Source organism: Halomonas salipaludis (genome assembly GCF_002286975.1).
In the GTDB taxonomy this organism is placed as follows: Bacteria; Pseudomonadota; Gammaproteobacteria; order Pseudomonadales; family Halomonadaceae; genus Franzmannia; species Franzmannia salipaludis.
In genome coordinates, this window is the sequence record NZ_NSKB01000004.1 from 479,740 (window position 1) to 501,870 (window position 22,131).

General features: G+C 63.3%; 21 protein-coding genes. 6 read left to right on the top strand and 15 right to left on the bottom strand.

Annotated elements, in window-relative coordinates; all coding sequences use genetic code 11:
* Positions 1-14: 14 nt before the first annotated feature.
* Positions 15-899 (bottom strand): LysR family transcriptional regulator, encoded by an 885-nt coding sequence (locus CK498_RS12675; RefSeq protein WP_095621211.1) that lies wholly within the window; start codon positions 897-899, stop codon positions 15-17.
* A gap of 103 nt (positions 900-1,002) precedes the next feature.
* Here CK498_RS12675 and CK498_RS12680 point away from each other — a divergent pair, with 103 nt between their 5' ends.
* On the top strand, positions 1,003-1,428 hold the full coding sequence (locus tag CK498_RS12680) for a VOC family protein (RefSeq protein ID WP_095621212.1): 426 nt from the start codon (positions 1,003-1,005) through the stop codon (positions 1,426-1,428).
* A gap of 9 nt (positions 1,429-1,437) precedes the next feature.
* Here CK498_RS12680 and CK498_RS12685 read toward each other — a convergent pair whose 3' ends face one another.
* On the bottom strand, positions 1,438-2,340 hold the full coding sequence (locus tag CK498_RS12685; protein WP_095621213.1) for an AraC family transcriptional regulator: 903 nt from the start codon (positions 2,338-2,340) through the stop codon (positions 1,438-1,440).
* 189 nt (positions 2,341-2,529) lie between these two features.
* Between CK498_RS12685 and CK498_RS12690 the strand changes: the two genes are divergently transcribed.
* From CK498_RS12690 to CK498_RS12710, 5 genes are all read left to right on the top strand, one after another.
* Positions 2,530-3,594, top strand: a complete 1,065-nt coding sequence (locus CK498_RS12690; RefSeq protein ID WP_095621214.1) for an NAD(P)-dependent alcohol dehydrogenase — start codon at positions 2,530-2,532, stop codon at positions 3,592-3,594.
* Positions 3,595-3,700: 106 nt separating this feature from the next.
* The gene (locus CK498_RS12695) at positions 3,701-4,168 is read left to right on the top strand and encodes a (2Fe-2S)-binding protein (RefSeq protein WP_095621215.1); all 468 of its coding nucleotides are present in this window, start codon (positions 3,701-3,703) and stop codon (positions 4,166-4,168) included.
* A complete protein-coding gene (locus CK498_RS12700) occupies positions 4,165-6,483 on the top strand; it encodes a molybdopterin cofactor-binding domain-containing protein (protein ID WP_095621216.1) in 2,319 nt (772 codons plus the stop codon). The genes CK498_RS12695 and CK498_RS12700 overlap by 4 nt, the downstream gene beginning before the upstream one ends.
* A gap of 2 nt (positions 6,484-6,485) precedes the next feature.
* Complete coding sequence (locus tag CK498_RS12705; protein WP_095621217.1) at positions 6,486-7,469, top strand: XdhC family protein; 984 nt, start codon at positions 6,486-6,488, stop codon at positions 7,467-7,469.
* Position 7,470: 1 nt separating this feature from the next.
* Positions 7,471-8,097, top strand: a complete 627-nt coding sequence (locus tag CK498_RS12710; RefSeq protein WP_095621218.1) for a nucleotidyltransferase family protein — start codon at positions 7,471-7,473, stop codon at positions 8,095-8,097.
* A 14-nt stretch (positions 8,098-8,111) separates the two neighbouring features.
* Here CK498_RS12710 and CK498_RS12715 read toward each other — a convergent pair whose 3' ends face one another.
* The 13 genes from CK498_RS12715 to CK498_RS12770 form a co-directional block, all read right to left on the bottom strand.
* The gene (locus tag CK498_RS12715) at positions 8,112-8,885 is read right to left on the bottom strand and encodes an enoyl-CoA hydratase-related protein (protein WP_095621219.1); all 774 of its coding nucleotides are present in this window, start codon (positions 8,883-8,885) and stop codon (positions 8,112-8,114) included.
* A gap of 12 nt (positions 8,886-8,897) precedes the next feature.
* Positions 8,898-9,746: a 3-hydroxybutyryl-CoA dehydrogenase gene (locus CK498_RS12720; RefSeq protein ID WP_095621220.1), complete on the bottom strand. Its 849-nt coding sequence runs from the start codon at positions 9,744-9,746 to the stop codon at positions 8,898-8,900.
* A 126-nt stretch (positions 9,747-9,872) separates the two neighbouring features.
* Positions 9,873-11,279 carry an MFS transporter gene (locus CK498_RS12725; protein ID WP_095621221.1) on the bottom strand — a complete coding sequence of 469 codons (1,407 nt, stop codon included), beginning with the start codon at positions 11,277-11,279 and terminating at the stop codon, positions 9,873-9,875.
* Between the two features lie 177 nt (positions 11,280-11,456).
* Positions 11,457-13,085, bottom strand: a complete 1,629-nt coding sequence (locus CK498_RS12730; protein WP_095621222.1) for a BCCT family transporter — start codon at positions 13,083-13,085, stop codon at positions 11,457-11,459.
* A 16-nt stretch (positions 13,086-13,101) separates the two neighbouring features.
* On the bottom strand, positions 13,102-13,692 hold the full coding sequence (locus tag CK498_RS12735) for an ABC-type transport auxiliary lipoprotein family protein (protein WP_095621223.1): 591 nt from the start codon (positions 13,690-13,692) through the stop codon (positions 13,102-13,104).
* Complete coding sequence (locus CK498_RS12740; RefSeq protein ID WP_095621224.1) at positions 13,689-14,630, bottom strand: MlaD family protein; 942 nt, start codon at positions 14,628-14,630, stop codon at positions 13,689-13,691. Before CK498_RS12740 ends, CK498_RS12735 begins: the two co-directional genes overlap by 4 nt.
* A 3-nt stretch (positions 14,631-14,633) precedes the next feature.
* Positions 14,634-15,446, bottom strand: coding sequence for an ABC transporter ATP-binding protein (locus tag CK498_RS12745; protein WP_095621225.1), 813 nt, complete (start codon positions 15,444-15,446; stop codon positions 14,634-14,636).
* A complete protein-coding gene (locus CK498_RS12750) occupies positions 15,446-16,543 on the bottom strand; it encodes an ABC transporter permease (RefSeq protein ID WP_229359059.1) in 1,098 nt (365 codons plus the stop codon). Before CK498_RS12750 ends, CK498_RS12745 begins: the two co-directional genes overlap by 1 nt.
* 637 nt (positions 16,544-17,180) lie before the next feature.
* Complete coding sequence (gene arcC / locus CK498_RS12755; RefSeq protein ID WP_095621227.1) at positions 17,181-18,113, bottom strand: carbamate kinase; 933 nt, start codon at positions 18,111-18,113, stop codon at positions 17,181-17,183.
* Positions 18,114-18,134: 21 nt separating this feature from the next.
* Positions 18,135-18,716 (bottom strand): hypothetical protein, encoded by a 582-nt coding sequence (locus CK498_RS26970; protein WP_456064528.1) that lies wholly within the window; start codon positions 18,714-18,716, stop codon positions 18,135-18,137.
* A 9-nt stretch (positions 18,717-18,725) separates the two neighbouring features.
* On the bottom strand, positions 18,726-19,145 hold the full coding sequence (locus tag CK498_RS26975) for a hypothetical protein (protein WP_456064529.1): 420 nt from the start codon (positions 19,143-19,145) through the stop codon (positions 18,726-18,728).
* Positions 19,146-19,159: 14 nt separating this feature from the next.
* A complete protein-coding gene (gene arcA / locus CK498_RS12765; protein WP_095621228.1) occupies positions 19,160-20,407 on the bottom strand; it encodes an arginine deiminase in 1,248 nt (415 codons plus the stop codon).
* Between the two features lie 113 nt (positions 20,408-20,520).
* Positions 20,521-21,960 (bottom strand): YfcC family protein, encoded by a 1,440-nt coding sequence (locus CK498_RS12770; protein ID WP_095621229.1) that lies wholly within the window; start codon positions 21,958-21,960, stop codon positions 20,521-20,523.
* Positions 21,961-22,131 lie beyond the last annotated feature (171 nt).

Genomic DNA, 22,131 nt, shown 5'->3' on the forward strand with positions numbered 1-22,131 from the left:
CACCTCAACACCGTCTAGCGACAATCATCCTTTGCACTAACCGCCTGCTCGATCAGCTCGGCCAGCGCCCAGGCCGGCTCGCTGATCTGGCCGGTGGCGCGCTGCACCAGGCCGATGTCGCGATGGAAGGTATCGCTGCCCAGGTCGATGGCGCGGACCCCGGCGGGCCAGTGGCGTAGCGCCGCGGTCTCCGGCACCAGTGCCACGCCAACACGGTTGGCGACCAGCTCAACGATGGCCTCGAGCTCGTCGACTTCGCATACCTCACGCACGCCGAGGCGCCGTTCGCGCAGGAAGCGCTCGACCTGGCGGCCGCCGAAGGAGGCGCGGTCGTAGCGCACGAAGGGCCGCTCGCTCAAGCACTCGCGCCAGTCGCCGCCGGCCTGGCCGGCGGGCACCAGCAGGCGGAAGGGTTCCCGCGCCAGCGTCGTCCAGCGCAGGTCGCTCTGCAGCGAGAACGGTGGCCGGATGCTGACCGCCATATCGAGCTCGCCGGCATCGACCAGATCCACCAGCTGCATCGAGAGCCCCGGCATCACCCGTGTGCGGCAGCCGGGGTAGTGGCGATGAAAGCGTGCCAGCACGCTGGGCAGCAGGCCGCGCTGCACCGAGGCAATCGCGCCGATGGAGACCAGCGCCGCGGTGGCCGGGCCAGCGTCGTCGGCGCCCAGGCTGGCATAGAGCTTGACCAGCTCCTGGGCCTGCAGCAGGGTGTGGCGCCCGCGGGCAGTGAGCCGCGCGCTGCGTCCGTGGCGCTCGAACAGGGCAACGCCCAGCGCCGCTTCCAGGCGCTTCATCTGGGCGCTCACCGCGGCCTGGGTCAGGCCGATGCGCTCGCCGGCAGCGGCAAAGGTGCCGGCCTCGGCCACGGCGATAAAGGTCTGCAGCTCACGAAGCATTCATCAATACTCTTTGTGTTTCTAACAAATATATATTGATTTTATTATGACTTCGCCTCTCCTAGGCTGTGAGCTGATCCATGTCACCCAACAGGAGCCGACCATGAGCCTCTCGCCCTTCCATCTGGCCATCCCCGTTCACGACCTGCCCGCCGCCCGCGCCTTCTACGGTGAGGTCTTCGGCCTGGCCGAGGGCCGCTCCAGCGAGCAGTGGGTCGACTTCGATTTCTACGGCCACCAGCTGGTGATCCACGAGCACCCCAAGACCTCCACCCAGGAGAGCGCCCACACCAATCCCGTCGACGGCCACGACGTACCGGTGCCGCACTTCGGCATCATCCTCGAGTGGGAGCAGTGGGAGGCACTCGCCGAGCGCCTGCGCGGCCGCGGCACCCCGTTCGTGATCGAACCCTATGTGCGCTTCAAGGGCGAGGTCGGCGAGCAGGCCACCATGTTCCTGCTCGACCCCTGCGGCAACGCCCTGGAGTTCAAGGCATTCAAGGACATGAACCAGCTGTTCGCCAAATAAGCCGCGCCGTCACGACACCTGCAGCGCACGCTCCTCGCGGCGGTGCTGCAGCGGCGAGGCGCCGAAGTAGCGTTTGTAGTCGCGGCTGAACTGCGACACGCTGCGATAGCCCACCGCTGCCGCGGCCCGATTGACGTTGCAGGCCTCCTGCATCAGCAGCTGCTGCGCCTTGATCAGGCGCAGCCGTTTGACGTACTGCAGCGGCGATGAGTGGACGATCTGCTTGAAGTGCTGGTGAAACGTCGACAGGCTCATGTTGGCCTGTCGGGCCATCTCCTCCACCGAGATGTCCTCGGCGTAGTGCACCTGCAGCCGCGTCAGCACCTGCACGATCCGCGCATAGTGGCCCTGATGCAGCACCAGGGCGCGCAGCGCCGGCCCCTGCTCGCCCTTGAGCGCCTCGAACACCACTTCGCGCACCCGCGCCTCACCCATCGCCGCCGCCGCCCCCGGGTCGTGCAAGCTCTCCAGCAGACGCACCACGGCGCCGTGCATGCCCGCCGCCATCGGCACCGAGGCCATCGGCACCGGATCCGCCGCGGTAGCATCGACCAGTGACTCGCCCATCGCCGTTACCAGCTCGCCAAGCAGCCCAGGCTCCAGACGCACCGACACCCCCAGCAGCGGCGCCTCGGCGCTGGCCAGCGTCAGGCACTCGAAGGGCAGCGGCAGGGTCTGGACCAGATAGTGGCCGGGGCCGTAGTGGATCTCCCGCGCGCCGAGATAGCCGACCTTGTGGCCCTGGGCGACGATGATCAGGCTCGGGTCGTAGATCAATGGCGCCGGCCCGTGGGCGCGATGCATGGCCATCAGCGACACGCCGGGCAGCGGCGTCGCGGTGTAGCCGTCGCTCTCGATCAGTGGCGCCAGCAGGTCGACCAGTGGGTCGGGCAGCGTCGATGATGGCGGCATGACAAGCTCCTCGTAGCAGCAGTACCAGCGAATTATGCCGATTTTTGACGCCTGGTGGGCCCCCAAAGCCAGGCTTCTGGAGAAACAAGCAAAAATCCCGGAGAAACGGCGGTCGTAACAGCGCCCTCGTCGACCAATAATGCCTGCATGGCCTCGCCACGAGGCTAACCGAACGAGAGGAGATGTCTCATGACTCAGACCCACGCCTATGCCGCTTACGCCGGCGACCAGCCGCTCGCCCCCTTCACCTTCGAGCGCCGCGCCCCGCGTCCCGACGACGTGGCCATCGAGATCCTCTACTGCGGCGTCTGTCACAGCGACCTGCACTTCGCCCGCAACGACTGGGGCATGACCACCTTCCCCCTCGTGCCCGGCCACGAGATCGTCGGCCGCGTCACCGCGGTGGGCAACGCGGTGACGCAATTCAAGGCCGGCGACCTGGTCGGAGTGGGCTGCATGGTCGACTCCTGCCACCACTGCCAGGCCTGCGAGGACGGTGTCGAACAGTTCTGCCTCAACGGCTTCACCATGACCTACGGCAGCGAAGACCGCCAGGACGGCACCCTCACCCAGGGCGGCTACTCCGACAGCATCGTGGTCAGCGAGCACTTCGTGCTGCGCATGCCCGAGGGGCTCGACCCAGCCGCCGCGGCCCCCATCCTGTGCGCCGGCATCACCACCTATTCGCCGCTGCGCAAGCACGGCGTCGGCGCCGGCCACAAGATCGGCGTGATCGGCATGGGTGGCCTCGGCCATATGGGCGTCAAGCTGGCCAAGGCGCTGGGCGCCGAGGTCACGGTATTCACCCGCTCCGAGGCCAAGGTCGCGGAAGCCAAGCGCAACGGCGCCGACCACGTGGTGGTCTCCGGCGACCCGGCGCAGATGGAGGCCGTGGCCGAAACCTTCGACTTCATGCTCGACACCGTACCGGTGCAGCACGACCTCAACCCTTACCTGGCGGCGCTCAAGTACGACGGCACGCACATCCTGGTGGGGCTGCTCGATCCCATCGAGCCCGCCATCGAGGGCTTCAACCTGGTGTTCAAGCGCCGCGTGCTGGCCGGCTCGCTGATCGGCGGCATCGCCGAAACCCAGGAGCTGCTCGACTTCTGCGCCGAGCACGACATCACCTGCGATATCGAGATGCTCGATATCCACAATATCAATGCGGCCTACGAGCGCATGGAGAAGGGTGACGTGCGCTACCGCTTCGTCATCGACATGGCTACCCTGAAGGCTGACCAAGCCGCCTGAACGGGCCAAGCGATGCCCGGCAATGAGCGCGGGCATCGACTACCCTTGCCAGGACATGCGCATTAGCGCAGACCCACACAATAACGACGCTGTAAGGAGATAGCGCATGATCACCCTGACGATCAACGGTCAGCAGCACGAGCTCGACGTGCCCGACCAGATGCCCCTGCTGTGGGCGCTGCGCGATGTGGCGCGGCTCACCGGCACCAAGTTCGGTTGCGGTATCGCCCAGTGCGGCGCCTGCACCGTGCATCTCGATGGCGAAGCGGTGCGCTCCTGCGTCACGCCGGTATCCCAGGCCCAGGATCGCGACGTCACCACCATCGAAGGCATCGCCGATGACGCCGTCGGCAGTCGCGTACAGCAGGCCTGGCTCGAGCTCGGCGTCGCCCAGTGCGGCTACTGCCAGAGCGGTCAGATCATGGGTGCCTCGGCTCTGCTCAAGCAGACGCCGTCACCCAGCGACGCACAGATCGTCGAGGCCATGGACGGCAATCTGTGCCGCTGCGGCACCTACTCACGCATCCGCCAGGCGATTCATCGCGCCGCCGAGCACGGGGAGGAGTCAGCATGACCACTCATCGTGACACCCTGCTACTGGCCAACGTCAGCCGTCGCCACTTCCTCAAGGGCCTGGCCGCCGGCGGTGCCCTGGTCATCGCCGCCCGCTGGGCGCCGCTAAGCGCCGACGAGCAGACAAGCTACGGCGCCGAGGCCATGCCCCACGGCTGGGTCGACGACCCCAACGTCTTTATCCGTATCGACGAGGATGGCACGGTGACCGTGGTCAATCACCGCGCCGAGATGGGACAAGGCATCCGCACCAGCCTGGTGATGGTCGCCGCCGATGAGCTGGGCGCCGACTGGCAGCGCGTGCGGGTCGAACAGGCGCCGGGCGACGAGCAGACCTACGGCAACCAGAACACCGACGGTTCGCGCAGCATGCGCCACTGGTTCGACCCCATGCGCCGCGCCGCTGCCGCAGCCCGCAGCATGCTCGAACAGGCCGCCGCCGAGCAGTGGCAGGTGCCTATCGAGGAGTGCCAGGCTGGCGTGCATGTGGTCGCTCATGTACCCAGCGGCCGCGAGCTCGGCTTCGGCGAGTTGGCCGCCGCGGCCAGCCAGCTGCCGGTGCCCGAGCGCGACACCCTGCCCCTCAAGTCGCGGGACGCGTGGCGCTATATCGGCCGCGACAACGTCCGCGACGACGCGCCGCTGGCCATCGACGGCGAGGATATCGTCACCGGCCGCGCCCACTACGGCGCCGACGTTCACCTCGACGGCATGCGCTATGCGGTAATCGCCCGGCCGCCGGTGTACGGCGCACGGCTTGCCGGCGTCGACGACTCGGCGGCACTGGACGTTCCAGGTGTGGTGCGCGTGATCGAGGTGCCGGGAACCGGGCAACCGGGCGGCTTCGCCCCGCTGGGCGGGGTGGCGGTGATCGCCGAGAACACCTGGGCGGCGATCCAGGGGCGCGATGCGCTCGAGATCGAGTGGGACCTGGACGCCGCCGGCGACAACGCCGACTACAGCAGCCCTGCCTACCGCGAGGCGTTGGAGCAGGCCGCCACCTCTGCCGGCCGCGTGATTCGCGAACGCGGCGATGTCGACGCCGCCCTGGACGACGCCGAGCAGCGCCTCGAGGCGACCTACTATATGCCGCACATGGCTCATGCCCCCATCGAGCCGCCAGTGGCGCTGGCCCGGCTGGTCGACGGCAAGGCCGAGGTGTGGGCGCCGGTGCAGCATCCCCAGGCCGCCCGGGAGGGCGTCGCCGAGCAGCTCGGCATCCCACTCGAGGACGTCACCATCAACGTGACCCTGCTGGGCGGCGGCTTCGGTCGCAAGTCCAAGCCCGACTTCGTGCTCGAGGCCAGCTACCTGAGCCAGGCACTGGACGGCCGCCCAGTCCGCGTGCAGTGGACCCGCGAAGACGACCTTCACCACGCCTATTTCCACGCCGTCTCGGTGGATCGCCTCGAGGCCGGCCTCGACGGCGGGGGCAAGGCGCTGGGCTGGCGCCACCGCACCCTCTCGCCGAGCATCGCCTCGCTGTTCGCCCCCGACCCGGAGCACAAGCAGGACTTCGAGCTCGGCATGGGTTTCACCACCGTGCCCTTCGATATTCCCGCCATGCGCCTCGAGAACCCCGACGCCTCGGCGCATGTGCGCATCGGCTGGTTCCGCGCCGTCTACAACCTCCCCCACGCCTTCGCCATCCAGAGCTTCGCCGCCGAGATGGCCGATGCCGCGGGTCGCGATCATCGTGACTATCTGCTCGAGCTGCTGGGGCCGGCGCGCCAGATCGACCCGCGCGACGTCAACGACACCTGGAACTACGGCGAAGACCCGCAGCGCTACCCCATCGATATCGGCCGCCTGCGCGGGGTGATCGAGCGCGCCACCGAGGCGGCCGAGTGGCAGCGCGAGCGCCCCGCGGGTCGTGGCCTGGGGCTGGCGGTGCACCATAGCTTCGCCTCCTATGCCGCAGTAGTATTCGACGTGGAGGTCAACGATGACGGTGACGTGACGATTCACAGCGCCGATATCGCCTTCGACTGCGGTCCGCAGATCAATCCGGACCGCATTCGCGCACAGATGGAAGGCTCCTGTGTGATGGGCATCGGCATCGCTCTGCACAGCGAGATCAGCGCCGACCAGGGGCGCATCAAACAGGACAACTTCCACCAGTTCCAGATTCCGCGCCTCTCGCACACTCCCCAGGAGATTCGCGTGCACCTGATCAACGACGACCCCGAGATACCGCTGGGCGGCGTAGGTGAACCGGGCCTGCCACCGGTGGCACCGGCGCTGTGCAATGCGATCTTCGCCGCCACCGGCAAGCGCATCCGCCGTCTGCCGGTCGGCGATCAGCTGGCGGGGTGAGCATGCAGCACCTCGACCTGCAGGTGATCGAATGGGCCCTGAGTTGGGCCCGCGACGGCGAAAGCGTCTGGCTGTGCACGGTGCTGGCCACCTATGGCTCGTCGCCCCGCGCGCCGGGGGCGCTGTTGGCGGTGTGCGGCGACGGCCGCCATATCGGCTCGCTGTCCGGGGGTTGCGTCGAGGAGGACTTCCTCGAACGCCTGCAGCGCGGCGAGTTCGACGCCCCGGTGACCACCCTGCGCTACGGCGGGGGCAGCGGCAGCGTCGATGCCCCCGGCGTCAGCCTGCCGTGCGGCGGCACCCTCGACGTGCTGGTCGAGCGCCTAGCTGCGGACGCTGAGACCCTGGTCCATCTGGAGGTATTCCACGCCACGCTGCTCGGCCAGCGCGGGCTACTGCGCTGCATTGATCTCGACACCGGGCGCAGGCACTTCCTCAGCGATGACGGCACCGGGCCGCGGGTGGTACGCGACCCGCAGCGGCGCACGGTCCAACTGCGCATCGGCCCAGCGGCACGCCTGATCATCGCCGGCCTGTCGCCGGTCTCCGAGGCCTGTGCGCGCTTCGCCCAGAGCCTCGGCTTCGAGGTCATACTGTGCGATCCCCGCGACGAGCAGCATCGCGATATCGAGCTCGACGGCATCGAACTGCAGCGGGTGCTGCCGTCGCAGTTCATCGCCTCCGGCGCCTGCCATGCGGCCACCGCCGTCGTCGCCCTGACCCATGACCCGCGCATCGACGACCTGGCGATGATCGAAGCAGTGCGCACGCCAGCGTTCTATATTGGCGTGATGGGTTCGCGGCGCACGTCCGAAGCGCGCGCCGAGCGTCTGCGCCGTTCCGGCGGCCTGAGCGACGCCGATATTGCCCGCCTGCATATGCCCATCGGCCTCGACCTGGGCAGCAAAGCACCCGCCGAGATCGCCCTGGCGGTGATGGCCGATATCCTGCGCGTGCAGCGCGGCAAGGCCCGCGATGAGCTATGAGATGAACTGTGAGCCGCCCCGCGCCAACGCCTGCGTGGCGATCATCATGGCCGCCGGCTATTCGCGGCGCTTCGGCGCCCAGGACAAGCGCAGCGCGCCGTTGACCGGTGAGCAAACCCTGCTGGCCGCGACGCTAGCGCGTGCCCAACAGGCCTTTGCCCTGCTGCGGGTGGTGCTGCGCGAGGACGACGACCCGCACGCCCTGGGGCTAGCCGCGACCACGCCGATCATCCGCGCCCCCCGCGCCGGGTGCGGCCTGGGCGCGAGTCTCGGCGATGCCGTGGCGGCGCTGAACGGTGATCGCGAGCTAGATGGCGTTGTTGCCGCTGCGGTTCTGCTCGGCGATATGCCGGCGATCTCCCCCGCCACGCTGAGGCAGCTACAAGGCCAAGCCGACGCCTCAACCATCCTGCGCCCCAGCCATGCAGGCCGGCCCGGTCATCCGGTGCTGTTCGGGCGGGAGGTGTGGCCCGAGCTGGAGGCACTGTACGGCGACCAGGGCGCCCGCGAGATCATCCACCGGCACCCCGGGCGCTATCGAAAGATAGCGGTCAGCGATGCCGGCGTTGGCCGCGATATCGATACCCCCACCGAACTGCAGGGCTGGATAGAAGAGGACCGCCGCTAAGCGATGTACTCCGATTAGAAGTTAGGCTTGCGCTTGTCGACGAAGGCGCTCATGCCCTCGCGCTGCTCGTCGCCGGCGAAGGCCAGCGCGAACAGGCCCGCTTCCAGCGCCAGGGCGCTGTCGAGGTCCTGATCGAGGCCATCGTGGACCGCCTGCTTGGCGCTGCGCACCGCCTGGGGGCCGTTGCCGGCGAGCTGCTTGGCGAGCCGCTCGGCGTAGGCGTCGAGCTCCGCCAGCGGCATCACCTGGTTGACCAGGCCGATGCGTAGCGCCTCCTGGGCGTCGATCTTGCGCCCGGTGGTGACCAGGTCCAGCGCCATGGCCGGGCCGACCCGGCGCGGCAGGCGCTGGGTACCGCCGAAGCCGGGGATCACCCCCAGCGCCACCTCAGGCTGGCCGAAGATGGCGTTGTCGCTGGCCACCGCCCAGTCGCAGGCCAGTGCCAGCTCGCAGCCACCGCCCAGGCAGAAGCCGTTGACCAGCGCCACCACCGGGACCGGCAGTGCTTCCAGCCGCTTCAACGTGGCCAGGCCGCGCTGGGCGAAATCCCGCGCCTGGGCGGCGCTCAGCTCGCGCATCTCGGTAATATCGGCGCCGGCCACGAAGGCCTTGTCGCCGGCGCCGGTGATCACTACCCCGCGCAGGCCGGGCTCGGCCTCGAGGGCATCCAGTTCGGCGGCCAGGGCGTCGAGCAGCGCGCTATTGAGCGCGTTCAGCGCCTTGGGTCGATTGACGGTCAGGCAGACGAGACCGTGGCGCTCGCTGCGTTCGATCAGGTTATCGCTCATCACTCGCTCCGCTCAGTCGTAGACGTGGAAACCGCGGCCGCTCTTGCGTCCCAGGTAGCCGGCGGCGACCATGCGCCGGAGCAGCGGGCAGGGGCGGTACTTGGGATCGCCGAAGCCCTGCTGCAGCACCTCCATGATCGCCAGGCAGACGTCGAGGCCGATCAGGTCGGCAAGCTGCAGCGGTCCCATGGGATGGGCGGCGCCGAGTTTCATGCTGGCATCGATATCGTCGGCGCTGGCCACACCCTCCTGGAGCAGGAAGGCGGCCTCGTTGATCATCGGCACCAGCAGGCGATTGACGGCAAACCCGGGGGCGTCGGCGATCAGTACCGCGGTTTTGCCGAGGCGCTCGGCGAGGTCCTGCACCGCCTCGACGGTGGCATCCGAGGTCTGTTCGGCGCGGATTACCTCGACCAGCTCGAGGACCGGCACCGGATTGAAGAAGTGCATGCCGACCACCCGCTCGGGGCGTTCGCAAACTGCCGCCAGCCGGGTCAGCGACAGCGACGAGGTGTTGGAGGCGAGGATGGCATGCGGCGCCAGGGCGTCGAGGTCACGGAACAGGCGCTCCTTGAGCTCAGGGTCCTCCGGCGCCGCCTCGATGATCACCTGGCAGCCAGCCAGGCCATCCAGTTGGGTGGTGCTGGTCAGTCGCGCCAGGGCCGCCTGGCGCCCGGGGTCATCGAGCTTCTCCTTGTCGACCAGCTTGGCCAGACGTTTGTCGATGGCCGCCTGGCCGCGTTCGAGGGACGCCTCGGCAACATCACACAGCACCACCTGGAAACCGCTGGTAATGGCCACCTGGGCAATGCCTTGGCCCATGGTGCCGGCGCCGACCACGCCGATCGTCAATTCGCTCATCGCTCGCTCCTGTTGCGCTGCACACAAGGCCCTAACATAAGCCCTTTACAACGTCTTGCCCAGGCAGCGAGCAGAGAGTCCCCGGCGTTCTTCGCTCAGAGGCAACTGGTTGGCGACTAGCGCGCTTCAACCGCGCGAGCCTGGTTCCCCCTGGTCGTCATCGCCATGCGGGCCAGCCTCGGCATCGACGTCGAAGTACTCGATGTGCGCAGCGTCTTCACGCGGCGGACCGACCAACGGTTCGGCCACCTCGACATCGGGCACCACCGCCGAAAGATCCTCGGCGTACTCGTGCTCGATGGCACCCTGCATCAGTTCCTCGGTCACCCCCAGCTCGGCACCCACCGAGGTCATCGGCGTGCTCGGTGCGAACGGCGCCACCGGCAGCGGCGCCGGGCGCACGCTGCGCCGCCAGATGAAGAACGCCACCAGCATCAGCCCCAGTGCGCCCAGCGACCAGAACAGGCCACCGTCGCCCACAGCGCTCATCACCGGCGTGATCAGCGGCGGGCTTAGCGTCGAGCCGATGGCGTTGATCAGCAGCAGGCCCTGGCTCATGCGCACCAGGGCGCCGGCCGGGGCGCGGTCGGCGGCATGGCTCACTGCCACTGGGTAGAGCGCGAACACCCCACCGCCGAGCAGGAACAGCAGACCGGCCAGCAGCCAGGTATTGAGCGGCAGCCACAGCATGCCGGCCGAAATCACCACGCAGAAGGCACCGATCAGGATCAGCACCTGCTGGCGATCGTGACGATCCGACCAGCGGCCGATGGGGTACTGCAGCAGCATCGCACCCACTACCACCACTGCCATCATCTGGCCTATCTGGTTGACCGACAGGCCCACCCGCTGCAGATAGAGCGGCAGCAGGCTGTAGATCGCCGCCACCAGCAGGCCCGAGCCGAAGCTGCCCACGACACCGGTAGGAGTAACGGTGATCAGCCGCCACGGCGACAACGGCTCGGCGTGCTCGATCAGCGGCGAGACCCGCGGGATCATCGCCATCGGCAGCACCGAGAGTGCCGCCAGCATGCCGATCACCATGAACGGCTGGGTGACCCCGGCGGCGTCGGTGACCCCGAGCAGCAGCTGGCCAATGGCGCCGGCGGCATAAAGCGAGATCATGTACATCGCCAGCAGCCGGCCGCGCACTTTCTGGTCGCCGGAGGTCAGCAGCCAGCTCTCGATGACCAGATAGACCCCCACCGTGGCCCAGCCACCGATCAGGCGCAGCACGAACCAGGCGTAGGCATCCAGCCACAGCCCCTGCAGCAGCACGGTGACGGCAACGATGGAAGCGAAGCAGCCGTAGGCGCGGATATGCCCGATACGCAGCAGCAGGCGGTCGTTGAACACCGCGCCCAGCGCCAGGCCGATGAAGTAGGCCGAGGAGACCCAGCCGATGACCACCGGAGAGTAGCCGGCATCGTCCAGGCGCAGGGTGATCAGGGTGGCGAGGAAGCCGTTACCGATACCGAGAATGAACAACCCCAGCAGCGGCGCCAGCGCCATAGAGAGTAGTTGCCGCGACATGAAATCAGCCTCACAGGCATGTGAATCGACAGGAAAAAGCGTGGCAGAAATTGCCAATGAATGCCTGCCGGGTCAGCCGTATGCAGGGAGACGCGGGGAATATACACCCGGCCATAGAGAAGTCAATGGCTGTTTAGAAGCCGCTCATCGAGCGGCCCCCTGGGCGTGGCTTACCGCTCAATGGTGAAGATGGCGCTCATCCGGCGACACCGGCGTCGCCTGGATCCCCGCATCATCGAGATCCACCCACGGCTCGCGTGGCGCTTCGGTGCGCGCGCCGGTACGTGCGGCAAAACGCTCGCCGTGCAGCGCCTTTAGCAGCCCCACCACCATCAGGATCACCACCACCGAGAACGGCAAAGCTGCCATGATCACAGCGGACTGCAGCGTTTCCAGCCCGCCAGCGAGCAGCAGCACCGCGGTCAGCAGTCCCAGTACAGCGCCCCAGATGATGCGATGCCCGGTAGGCGGCTCGGGATCACCGCCGGCAAGAATGGTGTTGATCACCAGGGTCCCGGCATTGGCGGAGGTGATCAAGTAAGTGGCAATCAGCACCACCAGTACCGCCGATACGCCGACGCCAACAATGCCCAGGTCCATGGCGGCCACTGTGGCGAATAGCGCGGTGGCCACATCGTCGTCAACGGCCTGGATGATCCCACCTGCGCCAAAAAGCTCGTGATAGAGCGCGGTGCCACCGAACAGGCCAATCCAGATAATGGTGATCACCGTGGGCACCAGCAATACGCCCATCACGAACTCGCGGAAGGTGCGCCCCCGCGAGACCCGCGCAATGAACATGCCGACGAAAGGCGACCAAGCCAGCCACCACCCCCAGAAGAACACCGTCCACTCGGACTGCCAATCATCGGCAATGGTGGCATTGGTATGAAAGGTCATGCCCAGCAGGTTTTGCAGATAGTCGCCGGCGGACTCGATGGTCAGGGCAATCAGGTACTGGGTCGGGCCGAACAGCAGCATGAAGACCACCACCGCAATACTCAGCCAGAAGTTGGCCTCCGAGAGCAGACGCACGCCGCGCTTGACGCCGGAGACCACCGACAGCGTTGCCACGCTCATGATCACGGCGGTGATCACCAGTTGCAGGGTGATCGACGACGACAGTCCGAATACAGCATCCAGGCCGGCATTCATCTGCTGAACGCCGAGCCCCAGCGTGGTAGCTATTCCAAACACCGTACCGAACACTGCTAGCAGATCGACCAGATCACCCAGCATGCCGTGGGTGCGCTTACCCAGGATCGGCTCCAGCCCGGAGCGCACCGTCAGCGGCAGATTGCGGCGATAGGCGAAGTAGGCCAGCACCAGCGCCACAAACGAAAAAATCGCCCACCCATTGAGCCCCCAGTGGAAGTAGGTCAAGCGCATTGCCAGCCGCGCCGCCTCGGGGCTCATTCCATCGGCGACAAAGGGGTTTTCCTGAAACTGCATGATCGGCTGGGCCACCGCCCAGAACAGAATCCCCACCCCCGTACCGGCGGCAAACAGCATCGAAATCCAGGAGAAGAAGGTGAACTCTGGCTGCTCGTTATCCCCTCCCAAGCGGACGTTCTTGAAGCGCCCGACGCCCAGCCAGATCATGAACAGCAATAAAAAAGCCACCAGCAGGACGTAGTACCACTCGAGAAAGGGGTTCACCAAGCCACGCACACGCTCGAGGACCTCTGCCAGGTGCTCGGTAAAGAAGGCCCCGTACACCAGGGCTGCCCCAACCATGATGATGGCGATCAGCGTGACGCGGGCATTCATTCCCTTGAATGGCCCTGAGGTGGCTTGGCGATACATCACGTCTCCTTGATTATCAATCGACGGTCCACTCGACCAGCTCACCGGCGAGCCTTTCGGTGGCACGCCACAGCGCCATCACCGCCTGCTCGACGGAGGCATCCTCGAGGGCTTCGCGCACCTCAAAGCGCTGGCTACCGACCAGGTGATTAGCGGCGAGATCGATCAGGTGAGCATCGAACACGATCAGTGCCATGGGTTCGTTCTGCTCATACTGAATCCGATAGGCACGCAGCTGCCCGCCTAGCTGCAGGTCCGCCGCAATGCCCTGCTGGTCGGAGACCACCCGCGCCAGGCGGCCGTCACGCAGGAAAGCCTCCATCAGATGATCGCGCAGCATCACCGGCACAGGGGCGCTCCAGCGCGCCTGGCCGTAGCTCTGGAGGGTGATCGGGTCGGGCGCCACTACGATGTCCATGCCGCCCTGCACCTCATCGACGGCAGGCCTGGCGACTCTCAATACCCGCTCGCTTCCAGGCGCTTGACTGGCCGCGAGTTGCGATGCGGGAAGCTGATAGACCTGGCGCGGCTCGCGCTCGGGAAATACCGTACACCCCACGAGCAGCAGCGTCGCCAGGGCACCGAGTTTGACGGTGACATGTCTCATGGATTGAACTCCGGTAAGCGCTCGCGTCCCAGCATGTAGCCGGCCGGGTCGCTATCGAACTGGCGGGTGGTGCGTTCGATGGTGTTGACCGCATCGCGGAAATCGCGAATCGCCGGCTCGAGAGCATTGACCCCCTGCAGCCCCTGCTCGAGGGAGCCGCGATTGTCGTTGATGATCTCATCCACCGAGGCGATCACGGTATCGAGGCGCTGCATGACATCGGCCACGCTGCGTATCGCCTCTTCGCCATGCACCTCCAGCATTCGGTTGGTGTCCAGTATCAAGCCGTCGAGGTTCTCGAATACCCGGCTTGCCGACGCAGTGGTGTGTGCCAGGTTGTCCAGGGCCAGCCCGGCCTGTTCCTGATGCTCGACGGCAAAGCGGCTGACCTCTTCGAGATTACGCAGCATCGAGGAAACACTGCTGGCGTTCTCTTCGGAGAACATCTGATTGATATTGTCGATCAGCGTATTGACGCCCCCCATGGACTCCTCCCAGTTGGCGCGCAAGCGGGCGAACGGCGACGGCTCGGCGATGATAACCGGCACCTCGCCTTCCCGCTCGGCCACCAGCGGCGGCCCACTCAAGGAGTCGGTGCTGAGTTGGATATGCGCCGAGCCGGTGATATTGGTCATGGCGATACGCGCCTGGGTGTCGGTGGTCACCGGCGTATCCGCCGCCACCGTAATGCGCGCAATGACCTGGGTCGGGTCGACCTCATCGAGACGCAAGCCGCTGACCGACCCGACGCGCAGGCCGTTGTACTCGACGCGACTGCCGTCGGAGAGCCCGCTTACCGCCTCCTGGAAGACCACATCGATCGGCCGCGTTTCGCGCTCATCGCCGAACCTGACCAGCCATAGGCCAAACAGCGCCGTGGCAGCGATGAGCAGCAGGGTAATGCCACCGATCATGATGTGATTGGCACGTGGCTCCATCGCTCAAGCCTCCCTTGCCGAGTGTTTGGCCAGCTGGGCACTGCGCCCACGAGGACCATGGAAATAATCACGTATCCACTTGTCATCGGTCTGTTCGACGACGCTCAGAGTATCGGCAACCAGCACCCTCTTGCCGGAGAGCACGGCGATCCTGTCGCACGTGGTATACAGCGTGTCGAGATCGTGGGTCACCAGGAAGACCGTCAGCCCGAAGGCGTTTCTCAGCGTCAACAGCAGTTGATCGAACGCCGCGGCACCGATGGGATCGAGCCCGGCGGTGGGCTCGTCGAGGAACAGGATGTCGGGATCCAGGGCCAGCGCCCGCGCTAGGGCGGCACGCTTGATCATGCCCCCGGAGAGCTCAGATGGCGATAGCCCACCGGCATGCGCCGGCAGCCCCACCAGCGCCAGCTTGACCGCAGCAAGATGCTCGGCATCTGCAGGTGACAACTTCAGATGCTCACGCAGCGGCAGCGCCACGTTCTGGGTGACGGTTAGCGAAGAGAATAGTGCGCCCTGCTGGAAGAGCACGCCGCAGCGCCTCTCCAGCAGCACGCGCCGACGCTCGGAGAGCTGGTCGAGACGCTCGCCCAGCATCACTACCTCGCCGCCGCTTGGCCGCACCAAGCCGACGATGCTCCTCAGCAGTACCGACTTGCCGCTGCCGGAGCCACCCACCACGCCGAGGATTTCCCCCTGCATGACGTCGAGATCGAGATGCTCGTGCACCACATGCTCAGCGAAGCGATTCTGCAGTCCACGCACCTGGATGATCGCCTCTCCGGGCTCAGGCAAGCATTCCCGTTTATCACTCATCACCAGCCCATCTCCATGAAGAACAGCGCCGCCAGCGCATCGACCAAGATCACCACGAAGATGCTCTGCACCACGCTCGAGGTGGTGTGCTGGCCAACCGACTCGGCGCTACCGCTGACCCTGAAGCCCTCCCGGCAGCCGATCACGGCGATCAGGAAGGCAAACACCGGCGCCTTGCCCATCCCCACCAGGAAGTGCTGCAGCGGCACGTCGCGGTAGATGGCCATGATCCGCCCCAGCGGGATCTCGAGGGACAGCAGCGCCACCAGCCCACCTCCCACTAGTCCCGACAGCAGACCGACAAAGGCCAGCAGCGGCAGCGTGATCAGCAGCGCGAGCACCCGCGGCAGCACCAGCCACTCCGCCGGATCGAAGCCCTGGACACGCAGCGCATCGATCTCCTCGTTGACCTTCATCGAGCCGATCTGCGCGGTAAAGGCGCTGGCGGTTCTGCCGGCCACCAGAATCGCCGCCAGCAGCACGCCAAATTCACGCATGAAGGAGTAGGCGACCAGGTCGACGGTATAGACGCTGGCACCGAAGGCGTCGAGCACCGTGGCACCAAGAAATGCCACTACCGCGCCGATCATGAAGGTCAGCAGGGCCACGATCGGTAGCGCATTCAGGCCGGTATTCTGGATCTGGCTCATCAGCGCATTGACCCGCCAACGGCCCGGTCTCAGCGCTACCCGCGCGGCGACGGTGAGCGTCAGCCCGATGAAACCGAGCAAACCGACGAGGTTTTGCAGGTTCAACTGCACAGCCTGGCCGATGCCTGCCAGACCGTCGCCAAGCAGCGTCGTCTGTTGCCGTACAGGCTGCTGCTCGGCCTTGTCGAGGGCATCGCAGACCATGCGCAGCAGCGCACGCCGCTCATCGCTGAGCGAGGTGTCGCTAGCGGCCAGGGCGCGCAGTTGCGCGACGCCAAGCAGGCGTGCAAGCAGCACGACACCAGCGGTGTCCAGCCTCTGCACCTGGGCAAGCTCGAGCGTTTCAGCTCCCCGCCAGCGCTCGACCTCTCGGCACAGTGTGGCGTAATGGGCCAGCGTCCAATCGCCCGCTGCTGCCAGACGCTCCTCTCCATCGACACGCTGCAAGATTCCTGGGGTGCTTTCAGATGGCCCTGCTATTGCCTTAGGCATTATCGACATCCTGCTGCGTGTGATGTGACGGTATTAACCGACAGTCAGCCACTGAAAGCGAAGTGGCCATAGTGCTCCCTGTGAGTTATAGAACGAGTGTCTGACGTGCGGCTGTAACACCATGAGGAAACCGCAGAAAAGGTATCACGACGCAAGCTCAGTCTCCTAGAACTGCCGAGGACCTGTAGAACATCAGTAAGGCTTGCAAGGTGATGGGCCACCCCCGACAGCAATCCTATGAAATTAGATCTAACTATCAAACCTTCGCTCCGGGGGGATGATCGACAAGTTCTATGGGTGTCGAAGGCATCCGTGGATACCATGACTTGCTGACACGCTATGAGACCTCCCGCGCTTAGAACGGGCCACAGGCGGGTAGAAGACAGAACTGGCCGATGACCAGGTGCGTCACCTCGAGCAGTTCAGTCCCGAGTAGCGATACCCCATATCGAGGTCCATCACACAAGTGAGCTTATGATAGTCGACACTTACTTCGTCAGCACGCGCAAAGGCGTAGGCAGGGTCTACGTGCCGCGTTTCCAGGGAAATATTCGATTAATCATGAGTAAGCTGCACATGTGTCAACCCCATGTCATTCTCGGTAGGTCAGACCGGCGCCAGTAACGCTGACTCGAGTTCCGCCCTGGCCTCTTACAATCGACTCAATATCAGTCAATGTGCCGATTACGGCTTCGTTGCCAGTGTTTCTAGCAAAATCACAGGCGGCTTCTATTTTGGGCCCCATGGAACCGGCCGCAAATTGCATGTTATCCAGTATATCTGGATGAGCACTAGCGATTGCCTTGTGGTTTGGTCCATTCCAATCGATATAGGCTGCATCGACGTCTGTGGCAATCACCAGTAAGTCGGCATTCAACTGCTCGGCCAGAAGGGCCGAGCAAAGATCTTTATCAATGACCGCCTCGATCCCACGCAGCTGGCGATTACCATCATAGATGGTGGGAATACCTCCACCCCCGGCGCAGATGACAATAGTACCCTTTTCCAACAGCCATCGAATCGGTTGAGCTTCGAATATCCTTTTTGGCTTTGGGCTTGGCACCACGCGTCGAAAATTCTCTCCGTCAGGTGCAATGTTCCACCCTTTTTCCTCTGCTAGACGCTCAGCCTCCTCCGCGGAATAAACCGGGCCGATAGGCTTACTAGGATGCTGGAAAGCCGGATCATCTTCTGACACCTCAACCTGAGTCAGCAAAGTGGCAAAAGGCACGTCGAAAGGGAGCAAGTTTCCGAGCTCCTGCTCGATCAGGTAACCAATCATGCCTTCCGTTTGAGCGCCAAGCACATCTAGCGGGTAAGGACTGACATCCGTGCAGGCAGCCCCTTGTAGCGCCAACAAACCAATCTGTGGCCCATTACCATGGGCGATAATGAGCTCATTTCCCGAGGCTACCCTAGCAATTTGTTCGCAAGCAATTCGCACATTGGCGCGCTGTGCATCTGCCGTCATTGGCTCGCCACGTCGCAAAAGCGCGTTACCGCCCAGAGCAATTACGATACGCATACGTTGATCCTTGATGCTGAACTATAGCCCACCAAGCGTGGCCACCAGTACACCCTTGATGGTATGCATTCGATTTTCCGCCTGTTCGAATGCTATACAGGCTGGTGACTCGAATACCTCTTCTGTAACTTCAATACCTTGAGCAAGATAAGGGTACTGATCGGCAATCTGCCTGCCTATCTTGGTCTCGGAATTGTGGAAAGCAGGCAAGCAATGCATAAATTTTACCCGAGGATTACCGCTGGCCTCCATTAATTCTTTATTTACCTGATAGGGCAGCAGTAATTGTATTCTTTCGCGCCAGGTTTCGACAGGCTCGCCCATAGAAACCCATACATCGGTATGGATAAAATCTACACCCTCTACAGCCTCTACAGGGTCTTCGGTTAGTAGAATCTTGGCCCCACTCTCATCGGCAAAACGTTGACAATCTTCCAAATGTAGCTTGTTCGGCCAAAGCGACTTGGGAGCGGCTATCCGTACGTCCATGCCCAGTTTGGCACCGATAAGCAGCAGAGAATTTCCCATGTTGTTATGGGCGTCCCCCACATAGGCATAACGAATCTCATGTAGCGCCTTATCGCTATGCTCCTGCATGGTCATGACATCGGCCTACATCTGAGTCGGGTGATACTCCTCAGTCAGCCCGTTGTACACAGGCACACCCGCGTATTGTGCGAGTTCTTCAACTACCTCCTGCTTGAAGCCCCGGTATTCGATCGCATCATACATACGGCCCAGGACACGAGCAGTGTCTTTCATGCTCTCCTTATGACCGATTTGCGACGAACTCGGATCTATAAAGGTAACGTTTGCTCCTTGATCATATGCTGCCACTTCGAAGGCGCAACGTGTACGAGTCGAGGTCTTCTCGAAGATGAGGGCGATATTCTTCCCCTTGAGACGCTGCTGCTCACTACCTGCATATTTCGCTCTTTTAAGGTCTCTAGAGAGATCCAGAAGAAATCGCAGCTCTCGTTCACTGTGATGCATCAAGCTGAGCAAGCTGTGTTGATGAAGGTTGAGTGACATGTAGAGCCCCTTCTTCAGTAATCGACTGGGTCGCGCAGGATGGGGCACGTCATACAGTGTCCACCGCCACGCCCCCGCCCCAGTTCGCTGGCATCGATAGTGATCACCTCCACGCCGGCCTTGCGCAACAGGGTATTGGTATAGGTATTGCGGTCATAGCCAATCACCACACCAGGTTCAAGCGCGACGACGTTATTGCCATCGTCCCACTGTTCCCGCTCCGACTCGAACCAGTCCCCCCCGGTCTCTACCACTCGCAGTTTCTTCAAGCCGAGAGCCTCAGCAACCACGTCCAGAAACGGCTGGGGCTCCCGGCGTAGATCCATGCCACCAGGTTTGCTCTGATCCGGGCGCAAGCTGAACGCTACAATCCCCTTCACCACTTCGGGAAAAATTGTTACCAGATCACGATCACAGAAACTGAATACGGTATCGAGGTGCATAGCTGCACGGGATCTCGGCAGCCCGGCGACGATGATACGATCAGCGGCTTCAGCCTCGAATAGTGCTTGTGCCAGTTGACCGATAGCCTGCCGCGATGTGCGCTCGCCCATTCCGATCAAGACGACCCCCTTGCCAAGCGGCATGACGTCGCCGCCTTCCAGGGTAGCCATGCCATGATAGCGTTCCGGATCACCATACCAGACTCGATACTCTTCATTGGCAAAGTCAGAGTGAAAACGGTAGATGGCAGTCGTCAACAGCGTTTCCTGGCGCCGAGCTTCCCAGTACATCGGATTCAGTGTGACGCCACCATGGATCCAGCATGTCGTGTCACGGGTAAAGATAGTGTTCGGTAATGGCGGCAACAGGAAACTCGAATGTCCCAGGTAGTCGCGAAACATTTTGAGCACTTCCGCACCTTCTGTCCCTGGTAGGTCGCCACCTGAGACACCGCCGATCAGATACTCGGCAAGCTGTCGTGACTCCATTTCATCGAGCCAACTCCGCATCTCGTTCATCAGTCCGACTCCGACGAGGTTAGCGGTGATCTTGCGGTCCAGGATCCACTGCCTGGCCTCGGGAAGCTTCAGTGTTTCGGTCAGCAGGTTATGCATTTCCAGCACTTCCACACCGCGCTCACGCATCTTGGTCACGAAGTCGAAATGATCTCGTTTGGCCTGACTCACCCACAGAACATCATCAAACAAAAGATCATCGCAATTACTTGGTGTCAGGCGCTGGTGAGCCAAGCCCGGTGAACACACCATTACCTTATGAAGCTTCCCAACTTCGGAATGCACCCCTAATTGGATAGACATTTGCGTCTCCTTCCGCATATTGCAAATTTTGGCCTAGTGCGGCTTCTTGCCGTAAAAACAGCCAGAATATGGCCAGGCACCTTGGTTTACCCAGCCAGGGATGATGGGCTAGCTCAACCAAGCATGGCCGCCAAGCTGAGACACGCTAAAACAATGGCAGTGAGAATCAGCAGCAGCGGCCACATGAAGCGCAGCCAGCGCTCGTAAGGAACGCGTGCTATTGCAAGCGCCCCCATGACCACAGCGAAGGTCGGATTGATCAGGTTCACCAGCCCATTTGCCGACTGATAAGCGGTTACTACCAGGCTTCGCCCCACCCCGGCGAAATCCGCCATGGGTGCCATAACCGGCATACTCATCACGGCCAAGCCGGATGAGGAGGGTACGAAGAACGACATCATCACCTGCAGCCAGTACATGACATTGATGAAGGCGACATTAGAGAGGCCACCCACCCGCTCCTCTGACCAGTGTAGAAGGGTATCGGTGATGAGACCGGCATCCATGATAACCACGATGCCCCTTGCCAGGCCGATGATCAAAGCCACACCCAGCAGCTCCTTGGCGCCACCGACAAACGACTCCACGAAGCGCGATTCACCCAGCCTCGCCACGACCCCGACGACCAGGCTGGACGCCAGGAATAGCGCCGTCATCTCGCCCATCCACCATCCCGCCATCAGCACCCCCCAGACCATGATCAAGAAGGTGACAGCAAACAGCACTAGTACCAGCTTGCGGATACGTGTAAACGGTAGGCTCTCCTGACTTCTCTGGCTCAGAAAATACTCGCGATCCGCTTCAGTCTGGTCACTGACAATCGAGAGTTCGGGATGTCTTTTCACCCTGGCCGCATATCGCATCACGTAGAGCACAGTGGCCACGAAACACAGCAGGAGAATCAGCAGTCTCAGTGCTAGGCCATCGGTGAAGGGTATGCCCGCGGCATCGGAGGCGATAACAGTAGCGAAGGCGTTGACGGTTGATCCCAACACTCCGACACCGGCCCCCAACAGGATGATGGCAACAGCCGTCACCGAGTCATAGCCCGCAGCAATGATGATTGGAATCAGCAGCATATAGAAGGCCAGCGTCTCTTCGGCCATTCCATAGGTGGTGCCCCCGAGAGCGAACAGGCCCATCAAAAGCGGAATCATCCATTTTTCATGCCCAGCCATACGCTTCATGGCACGAGTGATGCCTGCATCGATAGCACCGGTAGCCGTTACCACGCCGATAAAGCCCCCGATGATCAGAACGAAGAGGGCAACATCGATCGCGTTGGCTTCATAGCTTCCTGGATCGTAGAGCCCTGCGATGGGTGCCATCAGCACATCCCAGACATTCTGTGGGTTGGCTTCCACCTGCTGATAGCTGCCCACGACCGTGACATCTCGATCCAGCGTCTCGTCGTATTCCCGAGCATACTGGCCTGCCGGCACAATCCAGGTCAGCACTGCAGCCAGGATCGTCAGACCGAAGAGAATCGAGAAGGCTGTAGGAAACCGAAACTTCTTATCGTCTTTTCTGATTTCCACTTCCGCGTTATCCATGCCCCCTCCTTAATTATCGTGCGATATCGCCATGAAGAGTCGCAATCGGACCGCTGTCACGGCGCAAAGCATCAACAACCCTAGAGTTGTTATCTGAACTCTAGGCCAAGAGTGCTAAAAGGAAATTGATACACATCAAAGAAACCAACGAACGTATGACTAAGCTCAGAG